Genomic DNA, 14,917 nt, shown 5'->3' on the forward strand with positions numbered 1-14,917 from the left:
GGCGGGCTAGAGGGAGATAGTCGGTGAGGCCGATTCACCGATCTCCTGATAGGTGGCGAAGAGGATCGAGGGGTCGGGGATCTCTACGGTGGCCGGCTGGCCGATCCGGTTCAGCAGGACGAACCGCAGGGTGTCGCCGCGGTTCTTCTTGTCCCGGCGGATTCCCTCCAGCAGCTGGTTCCACCGGTCGTCACGGTAGGTGACCGGAAGCCCCAGCATGGTCAGCACCGAATGATGGCGGTCAGCCGTGGCGTCGTCGAGCCGGCCCAGGCTGCGGGCCAACTCGGCGGCGAAGATCATGCCTACTGAGATCGCCGCACCGTGGCGCCACTGATAGCGCTCAGCCAGTTCGATCGCGTGGCCCAGCGTGTGGCCGTAGTTCAGGTGCTCGCGGCGACCGGATTCGCGGGCATCGGAACTGACGATCTCCGCCTTGACCCGCACCGCGCGTTCGATCAGCTCCCGCAGCTGAGTCGAATGCGGATTCTGCGCCTGCTCCGGGGAAGACTCGATGATCCGCAGAATCTCCTCGTCAGCGATGAACCCACACTTGACCACTTCTGCCAGGCCGGCGACCAGCTCGTTGCGCGGCAGCGTCAGCAGGGTGTCGAGGTCCACCAGCACCCCTGCCGGCTGGTGGAAGGCTCCCACCAGGTTCTTGCCCTCTGCGGTGTTGATGCCGGTCTTGCCGCCGACGGCGGCGTCGACCATGCCCAGCAGCGTGGTCGGCATGTGCACCACCCGCACCCCGCGCAGCCAGGTGGCGGCGACGAAGCCCGCCGCGTCGGTGACCGCCCCACCGCCGACGGCGACGACGGCGTCGGAGCGGGTGAAGTCGTTCTGTCCCAGCACCTGCCAGCAGAAGGCGGACACCTGAATGTGTTTGCCCTCCTCCCCGTCGGGGATCTCCGCGGTGACCGCCTGGTAGCCAGCCTTCTCCAGATCATCGCGGACCACGTCGCCGGTGGCACGCAGGGCCCGGGGGTGGATGACCAGGACCCGTTCTGCGGCCGGCCCAATGGCTTGGGGAAGCTCAGCGAGCAGCCCGTGGCCGATGGTGACGTCGTAGCCCAGGACATCACCGCCGGCTGCGCTGCCCTCACCCACGGTGATGACAGTGGGCTCAGCGGCGGCCGTGTTCTGCTCCGCCGTCGGCTGGTTCTCCGGATTCTCGGTCTGCGGGCTCATAGTATGTGGCCTGGGTCCTTCGGTGGTGTTGTCTGCTGGGCAGTGGCCGCCTCAGCGGGCTGCCATGCTCTGCACGATGGTATCGACTCGGGAATCGACCGTATCCTCTGCGGAACTGACCACCAAGTCTACGCATTGGCGGTACAGCGGCTCACGCTCGGCATAGATCTGTTTCCAGCGTTCGATAGGCGTGACGTTCGGCTCCGAGCTGAGCACCGGCCGGGTCACCGCATCACCGATGCGCAGCTGAGCCTGGGCTTCGGTGACGTCCAGGAAGACGACGAAGCAGTCGGCGAGCAGCTGCCGGGTCGCTGCTGAGAGGATCGCACCGCCGCCGAGGCTGACCACCGAGGGGCGCGGGGAATCCAGCAGTTCGGCGACGATCTTCTCCTCCGCCGCACGGAATGCCGCTTCACCGCGGGTGCGGAAGAAGACCGGGATGGCCCCGTGCCGGGCGACGAAGAAATGGTCAGTGTCCAGGTGCGGCCGGCTCAGCCGGCGGGCGAGCGCCGACCCCACCGTGGACTTTCCGGAGGCCATGGGGCCGATGAGCACAATATTGCTGGGCATGGCTGATCACTGGATATGGGCCGGAGGCTGGACGGGGTCGCCGTCGTGGCCCCCCGCCTGCGGGTCGCCGCCGAGTGTGGGGAGACTGTCCAAGTAGCTGGCCAGGTTGCGTTGTACCTCGGGCAGGCTGTCGCCGCCGAACTTCTCCAGCACCGCCTGGGCGATCACCAGACTGACCATGGCCTCGGCGACGACGCCGGCGGCCGGAACCGCGCAGACGTCGGAGCGCTGGTGGTGGGCGGTGGTCGCCTCGCCGGTGGCGGTGTCCACTGTGCGCAGCGCGCGCGGCACCGTGGCGATCGGCTTCATACCGGCACGCACCCGCAGCGTGCCGCCGATGCTCATGCCGCCCTCGATGCCTCCGGCACGATTGGTGGAGCGCACAGCCTGTCCCTGATCATCCAGTTCGATCTCGTCATGGGCTTCGGAACCGCGGCGGGCCGCCGTGCGGAACCCGTCGCCGATCTCCACCCCCTTGATCGCCTGGATGCCCATCAGCGCCCCCGCCAGCCGGGAGTCCAGCTTGCGGTCCCAGTGCACGTAGCTGCCCAGCCCCGGCGGCACACCGTCGACGACGACCTCCACCACCCCCCCGAGCGTCTCCCCGGCCTTGTGCGCGGCGTCGACTTCAGCGACCATCGCCTCCGAGGTCTGCTGGTGGAAGCAGCGCAGCGGGTCGGCGTCGAGGCTCTCCACATCGGAGGCGTCCGGCAGCGGCGCGTCCTCAGGCACCGAGACGGTGCCCACAGCGGTGGTGTGGGCGACCGTGGTGATGCCCAGTCCCCTGAGGAACTGGCCGGCGGCAGTGCCTAGGGCCACGCGGGTGGCGGTCTCCCGCGCCGAAGCGCGCTCCAGCACCGGCCGGGATTCGGCGAAGCCGTACTTCTGCATACCCGTGTAGTCAGCGTGGCCGGGTCGCGGCCGGGTCAGCGGCGCGTTGCGGCCCAGGCCCTCGACCTCGGCGGGGTCCACCGGGTCGGCGGACATGATCTTCTCCCATTTGGGCCATTCGGTGTTGGCGATCTCGATGGTCACCGGGCCCCCCATTGTGGAGCCGTGGCGCACCCCGGCCAGCAGCTGGACCTGGTCCTGTTCGAACTTCATCCGCGCCCCGCGCCCGTACCCGAGGCGGCGCCGCGCCAGGGTCTGCTGAATGTGGCCGGTGGTCAGCTCCACACCGGCGGGAAGCCCCTCGATGATGCCCACCAGGGATTTGCCGTGTGATTCTCCGGAGGTCAGCCAGCGCAACATGGGGTTCATCCTATCGCTCCGCACGGCGCAGGCTTAAGCCGGTTCGAGCTGTGAGACGGCGCAGCGCTGTGAAAAGCCCCAGCGCTGGGAGAGGGTTCAGAGGTCGACGGCGGCGCGCATCCGCTGCAGCAGCTGCGCGTGTTCCGCCTCGCTGAGGCTGGTCGGCGGGCGGGCAGCGGACTCGGTGAAGATCTCCACCTGTTTGACCGCTTGGTGCAGCAGCATCTGCAGTCCGGAGACGACGACGCCGCCGGCGGCGCGCCAACGCGTCGCCAGTGCGGAGGGCCACGGGTCATAGGCCACATCCAGCAGCGGCAGGGCGCGGCCGAACGGCCTCAGCTGCGCCGCCAGGGAGTCGGCTGTGCGCGGCGGCAGGGTGGATACGACGGCGGCCACCGCACTGCCGCTGACATCGTCGCTGAGATCACCGCTGAGATCACTGGGCAGCTGATCCAGGCTGCGGATCTCGCTGTGCAGTCCCAGTCGATGGGCCAACGGAACCGCTGATGCGGCACGTTCGGGCGAGCGGGCGTAGACCCGCACGCTGCTGAATCCCAGTTCGGCTGCCGCGGCCAGAGACGCTGCCGCAGTGGCCCCGGCACCGATCACCGCGAGGGTGTCCGCGCCTGTGTCCGCACCCGGGGCCTGCAGCCCGGCCTCACGCAGGGCTGCGGTGATGCCGTCGACGTCGGTGTTCTCCCCGCGCAGCACCGGCGGGCCGGTCACACTCTGCTGAACGCTGATCGTGTTGAGCGCCCCGAGCAGGCTCACCCGTTCGGAGACGCTGCTCATCTGCGGCACCATGACCGCCTTCAGCGGCATGGTCACCGAGAAGCCGAGGTAGTCCTGTGCGCGCTCGCGCAGAAAATCAGCAGCCTGCTCGGCGCCCAGTTCGATCCGGCTGTATTCGATGTTCGCGCCGAGATACTCGTAGGCGGCGGTGTGCAGCTGAGGCGACTTCGAGTGGCTGATGGGCGAGCCCAGCACTGCCGCACGCGTCGCCGGGGACCGGCTCACTCCTCAACCATGTCCTCTGCGGCCTCCACTTCAGCCGAGCCGCAGAGCCCCTCATCGTCCTCCTCCCGGCACCAGCGCAAAAACTCCTGCACATCCTGCTGATGCTCAGCGTAGGTTTCGTTGAACTCGGTCTCACCGGTGGCGACGTTGACCGTGACCCAGTAGTAGTAATCAGTGTCAGCCGGGTTGGCCGCAGCTTCCAGGGTGTCAACGGTCGGCGCGGCGATCGGACCCGGGGGCAGACCTTCGTTCTGGTAGGTGTTGTAGGGGTTGGAATCGTCTTGGCGGTCCTCGTCGCTGAAGTGCAGGCCCGTCTCGCCCTCCAACCCATAGTTGACGGCCGCATCGATCTGCAGCAGCCCGTCGGTCTCGGTGTTGTCCGGCTGCAGACGGTTTTCGATGGCCCCGGCGATCAGCGGGTAGTCATCAGGCTGTTCATGGTTGGCCTCTGCGGTGATGAGCGAGGCGATGATCACCGTGCGCCACTGCTGCTGCTCATCTGTGATGTTGAGCTCTTCCAACGTTTCGAAGGTCGGTGCGACCGCCGCCTCAATGACCTCCTCCGCCGTGGCGTCCAGGGCGGGCCGGTACTCTCCGGGGGCCAAATAGCCCTCCAACGATTCGGCCTCCTCCGGAAGCCCGAACTGCTGCGGATTGGCGTTGAGCTCCTCCAGCTCCTCAAGTTCCAGGTGGGTGCCCTCGGCGATTGCTGCCAGGGCATCATCGATCTGTATGCCAGGATTCAGCGCCACGTACCGGGCGGCCGGGCTGTCATCGAACAGCGCGGCGACGGCGTCTTCGGCAGGCATCTGTTCGCGGACCTCATAGGACCCGGCCTGCGGGGTCGGCTCGTTGTCCAGCTCATCCAAGGCATCCCAGAACGCATCACCGCTGGCGATGATGTCCTGCTCCACCAATCGGTTGGCCACAGACTCAAAGCCATCACCCTCGACCACCTGGAATTCAATCGTCTCTCCGGCCTGAGTCTCATAGTCATTGACCGTGTCGTCGCCCAGGAATGAGTTGACAATCAGCACAAAGCTGATGACCAGCACTGCGAAGCCGGCCAGGGCAATGGTCAAGGTGATATTACGACGACGACGCTTGGCCTGCCGACGCTTGAGCATGCTGAAACTCATGTACCCCTCTGCCGGTGCGACCGTCTGGTATCCGCGTCCGTAGTCGGACGCTTCCACAAGCATCGGCGCGCCGTCGTCGTCCTCGTCGATGAACTCATCGGCGTCCGCGTCCCAATCGTACTCATAGATGTCGGCCTGGTGAGGTTCGGCATCGACGTCGCGGTACTCGCCGGAGGCGGCAGAGTGCGGGGAGACCACATGTTCAAAGGGCGTGGAAGGTGTCGTCGCTGCGGGCACATCATCGGAGGGCCGGAGTGGCTCATCGGCAGAGGGTGCCTCATCGGCAGAAGCTGCGCCGGACGTCGTGTCCGACTGCTGAGCCGATTCCTGAGCTGGCTGCTGAACCGGTTCCTGCGGTTCCGACGCCTGGGTCGGCCCTGACTCGTCAGGCGACTCTGACCCCTGAGGTGACTCTGACCCCTGGTCCGGCCTCGGCTCCTGGTCCGGCTGCCGAGCTGGGGTCTGCTGAACTGGAGTCTGCTGCGTCTTGAGCCGGCGCAGTTCGCGGCGAGTGAGGTACCCCTCAGCGGCCAGGGCAGAGTGGCTGCCGCCGGCGTCGTCGTCGGTGGGGTGTGACGGCACCGGCTGCGGAGCGCGCTGGCGGCGGCTGCGCTCATCCTTGGGCGTCTGCGTCTCCTGGTCGAACAGCGCCGGCCGGTGCCCCTGCGCGTCAGCGTCGGCGTCAGCCTCGGCGGTGGAGCTGGTGCTCAGCCGCCGGACTGCAGACTCGCGTTCGCGCTGCGCCATACGGGCGCGTTCTCTGGCTTCGCGAATCTCTCGTCTGCGACGCCGAGAACCCACCTCGGGTGGCTGTTCATCGCTCACGCATTTCCTCGCTGGGGATATCGACGGCAGGTCTGACCACAGGGATGGCCCGCCCAGGCACACTGGGACCTAACGATTGTAATCTATCTGTTATCTATCGTGATTTCAGCATCTCAAGCCAGCCGCGCCGTGCCGCCAGCGCTTCCTCGGCATCCTTCTGCGCCTTGCTGTCACCGGACTGCGCAGCGGCCGAGAGGTCTGCCTGCAGCGCAGCGATGGTGTCCTCCAACTGGGTGAGCATGTCATCCTGGCGTTCGGTGCGGGCGGCTTCCCGCGGGCTGCGCGTGCCCCCCTCGGCGCTGCGGAACGCGTCCTGAACCTCGGTGATCGCGCGCTCCATGCGCTTCACGTCGGCGCGCGGGACTTTGCCGGCGTCGTCCCACTGCTGAATCAGCTTCAGGTAGCGCTCTCGGACAGCATCGGGCTTGGTGAACGGCATGAGCTCACGCAGCTTGGTCAGGATGTCCTCCTTGACCTTGAGGTTCTCGCCGTACTCGGCGTCAATCTCGGCGTTGGCCTGGTCCCGGGCGGAGAAGAAGACGTCCTGGGCCGCCCGGAACCGCGCCCACTGAGCATCCTCGGCTTTGCGGGGTCCGCGCCCGGCGGCCTTCCACGAGTCCATCAGCCGGTGGTAGGCCTTGGTGGTGGGGCCCCAGTCGGTGGAGCTCTGCAGCGCCTCCGCCTCCGCGATGAGCTCCTCCTTGGCCCGCTTGATCTCCGCGGCCTGCTTATCGCGACGCACGAAGAAGGCCTTGCGATGGCGCTCGAAGGTGCTGCGCGCCTCCCGGAAGCGCCGCCACAGCGGGTCCTCCTGCGCCTTCGTCAGTCGTGGCGGGGTCCGCTGCTCGGACTTCCACGAGTCGAACAGTTCAGCCATCTTCGCCTGGGCGCTCTTCCAATGCTGGGTGTCAGGGTCGGCGGCGGCCAGCTCCTCGGCCTGGGCCACAATCTCCTCACGCACGGCGATCTTGGCCTGAAGCGCCGCCTCGTGCTGCTGGGCCTCCGCAGCGGCGATGGCGTCAATGCCAGCCTCAACTTCGCCCAGCAGGCTGCGCAGCGACTCGACGTCGCCGACCCACACCCCGGCATCAAGCTCCTTGCTCAGCTGTTCGCGGCTTGAGCGCAGGTGGGAAGCGGAGTCGGCCTGGGTGGCGACCCGTGCGGCCAGCAGCAGGGCACGGTTGTAGAGTTCGTCGAACTTGCGGATGAAGTACTGCAGAGCCTCGTCCGGACCACCGGCGGAGAACTGCCCCACGTACTGCTCCGGCGCTGAGGCAGCATTCGTGGCGGCCTCACCGGCGGCTTCGCCTGATTCCGACTGGGGTGAGGGGCTCACGTAGACGTGACCTTCGGCATCCACGCGGGTGCGCTCACGCACCTCGTCGAGGGAAGTCTGGTGGTATGTGGGCTTGACTGCAGGACTCATGCCATCAAGAGTACCGGCAACGGATATGATGGTCAGGTTTGGCACGTTGGTGCGAAACATCTGACCCCAGACCCTGCGTCCAGACTCAAGGAGCCCACCCACTGATGGCACGTGCAGCATCCCTCTCCGGCTATCTCGAGCTGCTGCCGCAGGAGCGCATCGTGGAGCAGCATGTGCTCGACACCCTGCGCCGAGTCTTTGAGGCCCACGGCTTCGCCTCCATCGAGTCTCGCGCTGTGGAACCGGTCGAGGTGCTGCTGGGCAAGGGCGAGATCGATAAGGAGGTCTACGGGGTCTCCCGGATCCACGACGACGCCGCCGAGGCGAAGCAGGCCCTGCACTTTGATCTGACGGTTCCCTTCGCGCGCTACGTCACCGAGAACGCCGGACACCTGGCCTTCCCCTTCCGCCGCTACCAGATTCAGAAGGTCTGGCGCGGCGAGCGTCCCCAGGCCGGCCGGTTCCGGGAATTCACCCAGGCGGACATCGACATCGTCGGCGACGGCGAGCTGCCGGTCCGCTCCGATGTGGAGATCGCGGTGGTGATGGCCCGTGCACTCCAAGCGCTGAACATCGGCGACTTCACCCTGCGGGTCAACAGTCGCAAGCTCTCCGAGGGCTTCTACCGGGCCATCGGGATCGAGGACACCGCCGCCGTGCTGCGCGCAGTGGACAAGCTGGAGAAGGTCGGCGAGGACCGGGTCGCCGCCGAGATTGCCGAATCCGCCGGCGCCACCCAGGCACAGGCGCAGCAGGCCTTGGCCCTGGCTTCGATCCGCACCGCCGATCCCGATGTGGCCGCCCAGGTGCGTGCGCTGCTGGGAGCCGAGGCTGTCGGTGAGACCGCCCTGCTGGAGGAGGGCCTGGCCGAGCTGAGCCTGGTGATGGGCGAACTGAGCACCCGGGTGCCGGGCCGGGCCGAAGCGGACCTGTCGATCGCCCGCGGCCTGGACTACTACACCGGCACCGTGATCGAGACGGTGCTGCACGGCCATGAGGAGCTGGGCTCCATCTGCTCCGGGGGCCGCTACGAGTCGCTGGCCACCAAAGGAAAACGGGCCTTCCCCGGCGTCGGGCTCTCCATCGGCGTCACCAGGCTGCTCTCGCGGCTGCTGGACGCCGGGGAGCTGGCCGCCTCCCGCACAGTCCCCACCGCCGTCTATGTGGCCCTGAGCTCCGATGAGGACTGGGGCGCCGCCCAGACCGTGGCCGATCAGCTGCGGGCCCGGGGCATCAGCGCCGAAGTGGCGCTGAGCGCAGAGAAGTTCGGCAAACAGATCAAATATGCTGACCGCAGAGGCATCCCGTTCGTCTGGTTCACCCACGACGACGGCGCCCACGAGGTCAAGGACATCCGCTCCGGTGAACAGACCCCAGCCGACCCCGCCATCTGGGCCCCGCCGGCCGAAGACCGCACACCACAGATCATCAGCATCACGGACGAACCCAGCACCGCCGAAGAACTTTAGGAAGGACACTGTGCTCCGCACTCACACCACCGGCGAGATCAACGCCGCACTCATTGGTCAGACCGTCACCCTCAGCGGCTGGGTGGCCCGTCGCCGCGACCACGGCGGGGTGGCCTTCCTGGATCTGCGTGACGCCGCCGGGGTGGCTCAGGTGGTGGTCCGCGAGGAGAAGGACTTCGACCAGCTGCGCAACGAGTACGTGCTCAGGGTCACCGGTACCGTGGAGCGTCGGCCCGCCGGCAACGAGAACCCCGAGCTGGTCTCCGGCGAGGTGGAGATCATCGCCGAGGAGACCGAGGTCCTCAACACTGCCGCCCCCCTGCCCTTTCAGATTGATGAGCATGTGGCGGTTGGTGAGGAGGCCCGGCTGCGCCACCGCTACCTGGATCTGCGCCGCGCGGGCCCGCAGCGGGCCATGCGGATGCGCTCGGAGGCGAACCGGATCGCTCGCAACTTCCTGCACGAGCAGTCCTACACCGAGGTGGAGACCCCAACCCTGACCCGCTCCACCCCGGAGGGCGCACGGGACTTTGTGGTCCCGGCCCGGTTGGCCCCGGGCTCCTGGTACGCGCTGCCGCAGTCTCCGCAGCTGTTCAAGCAGCTGCTGCAGGTCGGCGGCATCGAGCGCTACTACCAGATTGCCCGGTGCTACCGCGACGAAGACTTCCGCGCGGACCGGCAGCCGGAGTTCACCCAGCTGGACATCGAGGCCAGCTTCGTCGACCAGGAAGACATCATTGAGCTCACCGAGGGCCTGGTCGCCCAGCTCTGGAAGCTCATCGACGTGGACCTGGGGGCCCCGCTGCCGCGCATCACCTACCACGAGGCGATGCGCCGCTACGGCACCGATAAGCCCGACCTGCGGTTCGGTCTGGAGCTCACCGAACTCACCGACTATTTCAAGAGCACCCCGTTCCGGGTGTTCCAGGCCCCCTATGTGGGTGCGGTGGTGATGCCCGGCGGTGCTTCCCAACCCCGGCGCCAATTGGACGCATGGCAGCAGTGGGCCAAGCAGCGCGGCGCCAAGGGTCTGGCCTATGTGCTCATCGGCGACGACGGCGAACTGGGCGGCCCGGTCGCCAAGAACCTCTCCGAGGAGGAGAGGGCTGGCCTGGCTGAGGCTGTGGGAGCCTCCGCAGGCGACTGCGTGTTCTTCGCCGCCGGTGAGACCTCTCCCTCGCGCGGACTGTTGGGAGCAGCCCGCGACGAGATCGCTGCGCACGTGGGACTCATCGATCACACCAAGTGGTCCTTCGTCTGGGTCGTCGACGCCCCGATGTTCGAACCAGCCGCTGAGGCGCGGGCCAGCGGCGACGTCGCCGTCGGCTCCGGGGCCTGGACGGCCGTGCACCACGCCTTCACCGCACCCAAGCCGGAGTATGCCGACTCCTTCGACGAGGACCCGGGCGCCGCTCTGGCCTACGCCTATGATCTGGTGTGCAACGGCAACGAGATCGGCGGCGGCTCCATCCGTGTCCACCAGCGGCAGATGCAGGAGCGAATCTTCAACGTCATGGGCATCAGCCAGGCCGAGGCCGAGGAGAAGTTCGGCTTCCTGCTGGATGCGATGAAGTACGGTGCTCCCCCGCACGGCGGCTTCGCCTTCGGCTGGGACCGGGTGGTCGCGCTGCTGGTCGGCGAGGACTCCATCCGCGAGGTCATCGCCTTCCCCAAGACCGGCGGCGGCTTTGACCCCCTGACCTCAGCACCGGCACCCATCACTGCCCAGCAGCGCCGGGAAGCCGGCGTCGACGCTAAACCGGAGTCAGCAATCCACCAATAGGCTTAAGGGGATATGACCGTCCACTCCAGGAGGCTGCGGTGACCGATCCGCTCAGCGGAGACCTGTTCTCCAGCGCGCAGTCCGACCACGACGGCGGCGGGCCCTCCGGCCGGCCCGCACGCCACACGCCGCTGGCGGTGCGCATGCGCCCTGAGACGCTGGATGAGGTCCTCGGTCAGCAGCACCTGCTGCGCGAGGGCTCTCCCCTGCGGGTGCTGGCCGAAGGGTCCTCCGGGCCGGCAGGCCCCAGCTCGGTTCTGCTCTACGGGCCTCCGGGCACCGGTAAGACCACGATCGCCCATGTGATCGCTAAGGGCGGTCAGCGCAAGTTTGAGCAGCTCTCCGCGATCCGCGCCGGGATCAAGGACGTCCGCCAGATCATGGACCAGGCGCTGGCCGACCGGGACCTGCGCGGCATCACCACGGTGCTGTTCCTCGATGAGATCCACCGCTTCAACAAGGCCCAGCAGGATGCGCTGCTGCCCGGGGTGGAGAACGGCTGGGTGATCCTGGTCGCCGCCACCACGGAGAACCCCTCCTTCAGCGTGATCGCGCCCCTGCTCTCGCGCTCACTGCTGCTGAGCCTGCAGTCGCTCACCAGGGAGGACCTTTCGGGGCTGCTGGACCGGGCGCTGAGCACCGAGCGGGGCCTGGACGGCCACTACCAGCTCGACGATGACGCCCGCGACCATATCCTGCGCGTCTGCGGCGGGGACGCTCGCCGGGCACTGACCATCACCGAAGCCGCAGCGGCGGTGACCTCCGGCCGGGGCGAGACGACGATCACCGCCACCGACGCCGAACAGGCCGCCGACTACGCCGTACAGCGATACGACAAGGACGGCGATCAGCACTACGACGTCGTCTCGGCGTTCATCAAGTCACTGCGCGGCTCCGACGTCGACGCCGCTCTGCACTACCTGGCTCGTATGATCGTCGCCGGCGAGGACCCTCGGTTCATTGCCCGGCGGCTGGTGATCGCTGCCGGTGAGGAGGTCGCCATGGCCGATCCCTCGGCCCTGCAGTCCGCGGTGGCGGCGGCCGATGCCGTCCAGCTCATCGGCATGCCGGAGGCACGGATTCTGCTGGCCCAAGCCACCGTCCATATCGCCACGGCCCCGAAGTCCAATGCCTCCTATGCGGCTCTGGGAGCGGCCATCGCTGATGTGCGCGCCGGCAAGGGCGGCCCCGTGCCGGCCCACCTTCGGGACACCCACTATGCCGGCGCCGAGCGTCTGGGCCACGGCACGGAGTACGTCTACGCCCATGACCAGCCGCATCACCTCGCCGCCCAACAGTATCCCCCCGATGACCTGGTGGGAGTGGACTACTACACCCCCAGCCAGAACGGCCACGAACGCGCGGTCGCCGCACGGCTGGACAGGCTGCGAAGCATCATCCGCGGCCAGGGCTCCTGAGCCGGCGCAGCTCTGACTGCGCCAGCTCAGACGTCCACGGACTCAGTCTCCGCCGCGGGTGATTCTGCCCTGCGAGGATCCGGCTGCCTCCAGGCCGCCGTCCTCGTCGTGGTGATCATGCTCCAGCGCTTGCTGGTACTCCTCACGCGTGACCGGGGCCACCCGCTCCTCAAACCACATGCGGTTGAGTCCGGCTCGCAGCTTCTCCACGGCGGTGACCTTGCCCTTGGCGTTGGGCCGGGGGCCACTGGGCCGCGGCGCTTCGAAGGAGGTCAGGGTCCACAGCTCGTGGTCACTGAGCCGCTGGTGCCGCTCATGGAAGCCACCATCGGGTGAGACTTCGATGACGCCGGCCTCGTGGCCGTGCAGAGCTGTCTCGCGGTCTTTGCGCTGCAGGGCCAGGCAGATCCGCTTGGTGAGGATGTAGGCGACGACGGGGCCGACGAATATCAGCACCCGGGACCAGTAGGTGATGTCATTCAGCGAGAGGCTGAAGTGGGTGGCGATGATGTCGTTGGCGCCCATCCCCCACATGATCATGTAGAACGTCACAGCCGCGGTGCCCACTGCAGTGCGCGTGGGGGCGTTGCGCGGACGATCCAGCAGGTGCCGCTCCTTGCGGTCACCGGTGATCCACGCTTCGATCCAGGGCCAGAGGAACATTCCGATGAACAGAACCGCCACCGGCAGTATCCCCAGCAGGATGGGGAATGCCACCGTGTTTCCTCCCCACGGTGTGGGGATGACCCAGTCCAGCGACAGATCCCCGATGGTGCCCGGCACCAGGCGCAGAACACCTTCGAAGACGCCGATGTACCAGTCCGGCTGCGCGCCTGCCTGCACCGGCGAGGGATCATAGGGTCCGTAGTTCCACAGGGCGTTGATCTGGAAGGTGCCGGAGATCAGCGCCATGATGCCGAACACGATGAAGAAGAATCCGCCGGCCTTGGCGGCGTACACCGGTCCGACCGGGAAGCCGACCACATTGCGTTCGGTGCGTCCGGGACCAGGGTACTGGGTGTGCTTGTGCACCACGACCAGGAACAGGTGCACCGCGATGAGCACCAGGATCAGTGCCGGGATGATGAAGATGTGCAGTGAGTACAGTCGCGGGATGATCTCGCTTCCGGGGAACTCTCCGCCGAAGAGGAAGAAGCTGATGTAGGTGCCCACCACCGGCAGGCCCTTCAGCATTCCATCGATGATGCGCAGCCCGTTCCCGGAGAGCACCTCATCGGGAAGCGAGTAGCCGGTGAACCCTGCGCCCATACCCAGCAGCAGCAGTGAAGCACCGACCACCCAGTTGAGCTCGCGCGGCTTGCGGAAGGCACCGGTGAAGAACACACGCAGCATGTGCACCGCCATGGCCATGACGAAGAGCAGCGCACCCCAGTGGTGCAGCTGGCGCATGAACAGCCCGCCTCGAACATCAAAGCTCAGTTCCAAGGAAGTGGCATAGGCCATGGACATCTCCAGGCCCTGCAGCGGCGCATAGGAGCCGTCATAGCGTGTGGTGGCCATCGAGGGGTCGAACCAGAAGGTCAGAAACGCCCCGGAGAGCACCACAATGATGAAGCTGTAGAGTGCCACTTCTCCGAACATGAAGGTCCAGTGGTCCGGAAAGACCTTGCGTCCGAACTCACGGACCATGCCGGTGCCGGCAACGCGCTTGTCCATGTAGTTGGCGATCCGGCCGCCGCTGGTCTTCGGCTCGTACTCATCAACAGCCAGGTAGTCGGCCTCGGTGTATGTCGTCTTAGAGGCGCTCATGCTTCGCCACGCTCCCAGTAGGTCGGACCGACAGGTTCGGTGAAGTCGCTGCGGGCCACCAGGAACCCTTCGGCGTCAACAGTGATCGGAAGCTGCGGCAGCGGCCTGCCGGCAGGTCCGAAGATGACCTTGAACTCCCGAGCCGCGTCGAAGGTCGACTGGTGGCAGGGGCACAGCAGGTGGTGGGTGTGGCGCTCGTAGAGGGCCACCGGACAGCCGACGTGGGTGCAGACCTTCGAGGCGGCGATGATGCCCTCATGGGTCCAGTTCTCCCGGCCGGGACTGGTGTGTTCGAAGTCATCGGGGTTCATCCGCATCAGCAGCACCACGGCCTTGGCCTTCTCCGCGATGCGTTCTCCGTGGCTGGAGATTTCGGGCAGGTTCTCCGGGATGACGTGCATGGCGGAGCCGATGGTCAGGTCCGAGGCGCGGATCGGGGTTCCGGTGGGGTCGCGGACCAGACGCACGCCCTCATCCCACAGGGTGTGACGCATGCGTTCCGGGCCGAAGTCGTCGCTGCGGTCCAGGTCGCGGAACATCACCACAGCGGGCAGCGGGGCGATCAGCGCAGCAGCGATCAGCGTGTTGCGCAGCAGCGGACGGCGTTTGATCTGCGTCTCATCGATCACCTCGGTGACGATCTGCTCCGCTTCAGCCCGGTCCTCCTCCGTGCGCAGCGGTTTGCGGTCCTCGACGATCTCGTGATCGGGCATCAGCGTCTTCGCCCAGTGCACCACACCCAGACCGATTCCCAGCATTGCCAGCGCAGTGCCGACGCCCAGCAGCGTGTTCTGCAGGCGCAGATCACCCAAATTGCCTTCGGTCTGGCCGACGACGAAGTAGCCGATGAAGCTGAGGATCGTGCCGATGATCGAGATGAGGAACAGGACGGAGACCTGCCGCTCATTGCGCTTGGCGGCCTTCTCGTCCACATCAGCCAAACGCGGGCGGTGTGGAGGCAGCCCGGGATTGTCGACGGCGGACGATTCGGAGCCCCCCTCGCCGCCTGTGACGGCGGCGCCCGACTCGCCGTTACCCTGCTCGGCCATATGGTGTGTGTC

The 14,917-nt window shown here is 67.0% G+C and carries 11 protein-coding genes; 3 read left to right on the forward strand and 8 right to left on the reverse strand.

Annotation, left to right across the window (positions count from 1 at the left end; translation table 11 throughout):
- Positions 1 to 6 precede the first annotated feature (6 nt).
- The 6 genes from aroB to FHX47_RS03685 all read right to left on the reverse strand — a co-directional run bounded on the left by aroB (position 7) and on the right by FHX47_RS03685 (position 7,416).
- Positions 7 to 1,188: a 3-dehydroquinate synthase gene (gene aroB / locus FHX47_RS03660; protein ID WP_183357493.1), complete on the reverse strand. Its 1,182-nt coding sequence runs from the start codon at positions 1,186 to 1,188 to the stop codon at positions 7 to 9.
- A gap of 51 nt (positions 1,189 to 1,239) precedes the next feature.
- The gene (locus FHX47_RS03665) at positions 1,240 to 1,758 is read right to left on the reverse strand and encodes a shikimate kinase (protein ID WP_183357494.1); all 519 of its coding nucleotides are present in this window, start codon (positions 1,756 to 1,758) and stop codon (positions 1,240 to 1,242) included.
- A 6-nt stretch (positions 1,759 to 1,764) separates the two neighbouring features.
- Positions 1,765 to 3,009, reverse strand: coding sequence for a chorismate synthase (gene aroC / locus FHX47_RS03670; RefSeq protein ID WP_183357495.1), 1,245 nt, complete (start codon positions 3,007 to 3,009; stop codon positions 1,765 to 1,767).
- Positions 3,010 to 3,105: 96 nt separating this feature from the next.
- A complete protein-coding gene (locus tag FHX47_RS03675; RefSeq protein ID WP_183357496.1) occupies positions 3,106 to 4,026 on the reverse strand; it encodes a shikimate dehydrogenase in 921 nt (306 codons plus the stop codon).
- On the reverse strand, positions 4,023 to 5,990 hold the full coding sequence (gene mltG, locus FHX47_RS11055) for an endolytic transglycosylase MltG (RefSeq protein ID WP_183357497.1): 1,968 nt from the start codon (positions 5,988 to 5,990) through the stop codon (positions 4,023 to 4,025). The genes FHX47_RS03675 and mltG overlap by 4 nt, the downstream gene beginning before the upstream one ends.
- 94 nt (positions 5,991 to 6,084) lie before the next feature.
- Positions 6,085 to 7,416, reverse strand: coding sequence for a DUF349 domain-containing protein (locus tag FHX47_RS03685; RefSeq protein ID WP_183357498.1), 1,332 nt, complete (start codon positions 7,414 to 7,416; stop codon positions 6,085 to 6,087).
- A 104-nt stretch (positions 7,417 to 7,520) separates the two neighbouring features.
- On the opposite strand from FHX47_RS03685, the gene hisS reads away from it, so the two are divergent.
- From hisS to FHX47_RS03700, 3 genes are read left to right on the forward strand one after another with little or no spacing between them, the layout of a single operon-like run.
- The gene (hisS, locus tag FHX47_RS03690) at positions 7,521 to 8,885 is read left to right on the forward strand and encodes a histidine--tRNA ligase (protein WP_183357499.1); all 1,365 of its coding nucleotides are present in this window, start codon (positions 7,521 to 7,523) and stop codon (positions 8,883 to 8,885) included.
- A gap of 10 nt (positions 8,886 to 8,895) precedes the next feature.
- Positions 8,896 to 10,668 (forward strand): aspartate--tRNA ligase, encoded by a 1,773-nt coding sequence (aspS, locus tag FHX47_RS03695; RefSeq protein WP_183357500.1) that lies wholly within the window; start codon positions 8,896 to 8,898, stop codon positions 10,666 to 10,668.
- A gap of 38 nt (positions 10,669 to 10,706) precedes the next feature.
- The gene (locus tag FHX47_RS03700) at positions 10,707 to 12,086 is read left to right on the forward strand and encodes a replication-associated recombination protein A (RefSeq protein ID WP_343064289.1); all 1,380 of its coding nucleotides are present in this window, start codon (positions 10,707 to 10,709) and stop codon (positions 12,084 to 12,086) included.
- A 42-nt stretch (positions 12,087 to 12,128) separates the two neighbouring features.
- Here the strand turns inward: FHX47_RS03700 and qcrB are convergent, their stop codons facing one another.
- Together qcrB and qcrA are read right to left on the reverse strand one after the other, a co-directional pair.
- Complete coding sequence (gene qcrB, locus FHX47_RS03705; RefSeq protein WP_183357501.1) at positions 12,129 to 13,856, reverse strand: cytochrome bc1 complex cytochrome b subunit; 1,728 nt, start codon at positions 13,854 to 13,856, stop codon at positions 12,129 to 12,131.
- Positions 13,853 to 14,905, reverse strand: a complete 1,053-nt coding sequence (qcrA, locus tag FHX47_RS03710) for a cytochrome bc1 complex Rieske iron-sulfur subunit (RefSeq protein ID WP_183357502.1) — start codon at positions 14,903 to 14,905, stop codon at positions 13,853 to 13,855. The genes qcrB and qcrA overlap by 4 nt, the downstream gene beginning before the upstream one ends.
- Positions 14,906 to 14,917 lie beyond the last annotated feature (12 nt).

Source organism: Garicola koreensis (genome assembly GCF_014195445.1).
In the GTDB taxonomy this organism is placed as follows: Bacteria; Actinomycetota; Actinomycetes; order Actinomycetales; family Micrococcaceae; genus Nesterenkonia; species Nesterenkonia koreensis.

What these genes read in the sequence shown, in the direction of transcription:
- aroB (WP_183357493.1), bottom strand. Translation starts at nt 1,188, where the DNA reads ATGAGCCCGCAGACCGAGAATCCGGAGAACCAGCCGACGGCGGAGCAG.
- aroC (WP_183357495.1), bottom strand. Translation starts at nt 3,009, where the DNA reads ATGTTGCGCTGGCTGACCTCCGGAGAATCACACGGCAAATCCCTGGTG.
- hisS (WP_183357499.1), top strand. Translation starts at nt 7,521, where the DNA reads ATGGCACGTGCAGCATCCCTCTCCGGCTATCTCGAGCTGCTGCCGCAG.
- FHX47_RS03665 (WP_183357494.1), bottom strand. Translation starts at nt 1,758, where the DNA reads ATGCCCAGCAATATTGTGCTCATCGGCCCCATGGCCTCCGGAAAGTCC.
- FHX47_RS03685 (WP_183357498.1), bottom strand. Translation starts at nt 7,416, where the DNA reads ATGAGTCCTGCAGTCAAGCCCACATACCACCAGACTTCCCTCGACGAG.
- qcrA (WP_183357502.1), bottom strand. Translation starts at nt 14,905, where the DNA reads ATGGCCGAGCAGGGTAACGGCGAGTCGGGCGCCGCCGTCACAGGCGGC.
- qcrB (WP_183357501.1), bottom strand. Translation starts at nt 13,856, where the DNA reads ATGAGCGCCTCTAAGACGACATACACCGAGGCCGACTACCTGGCTGTT.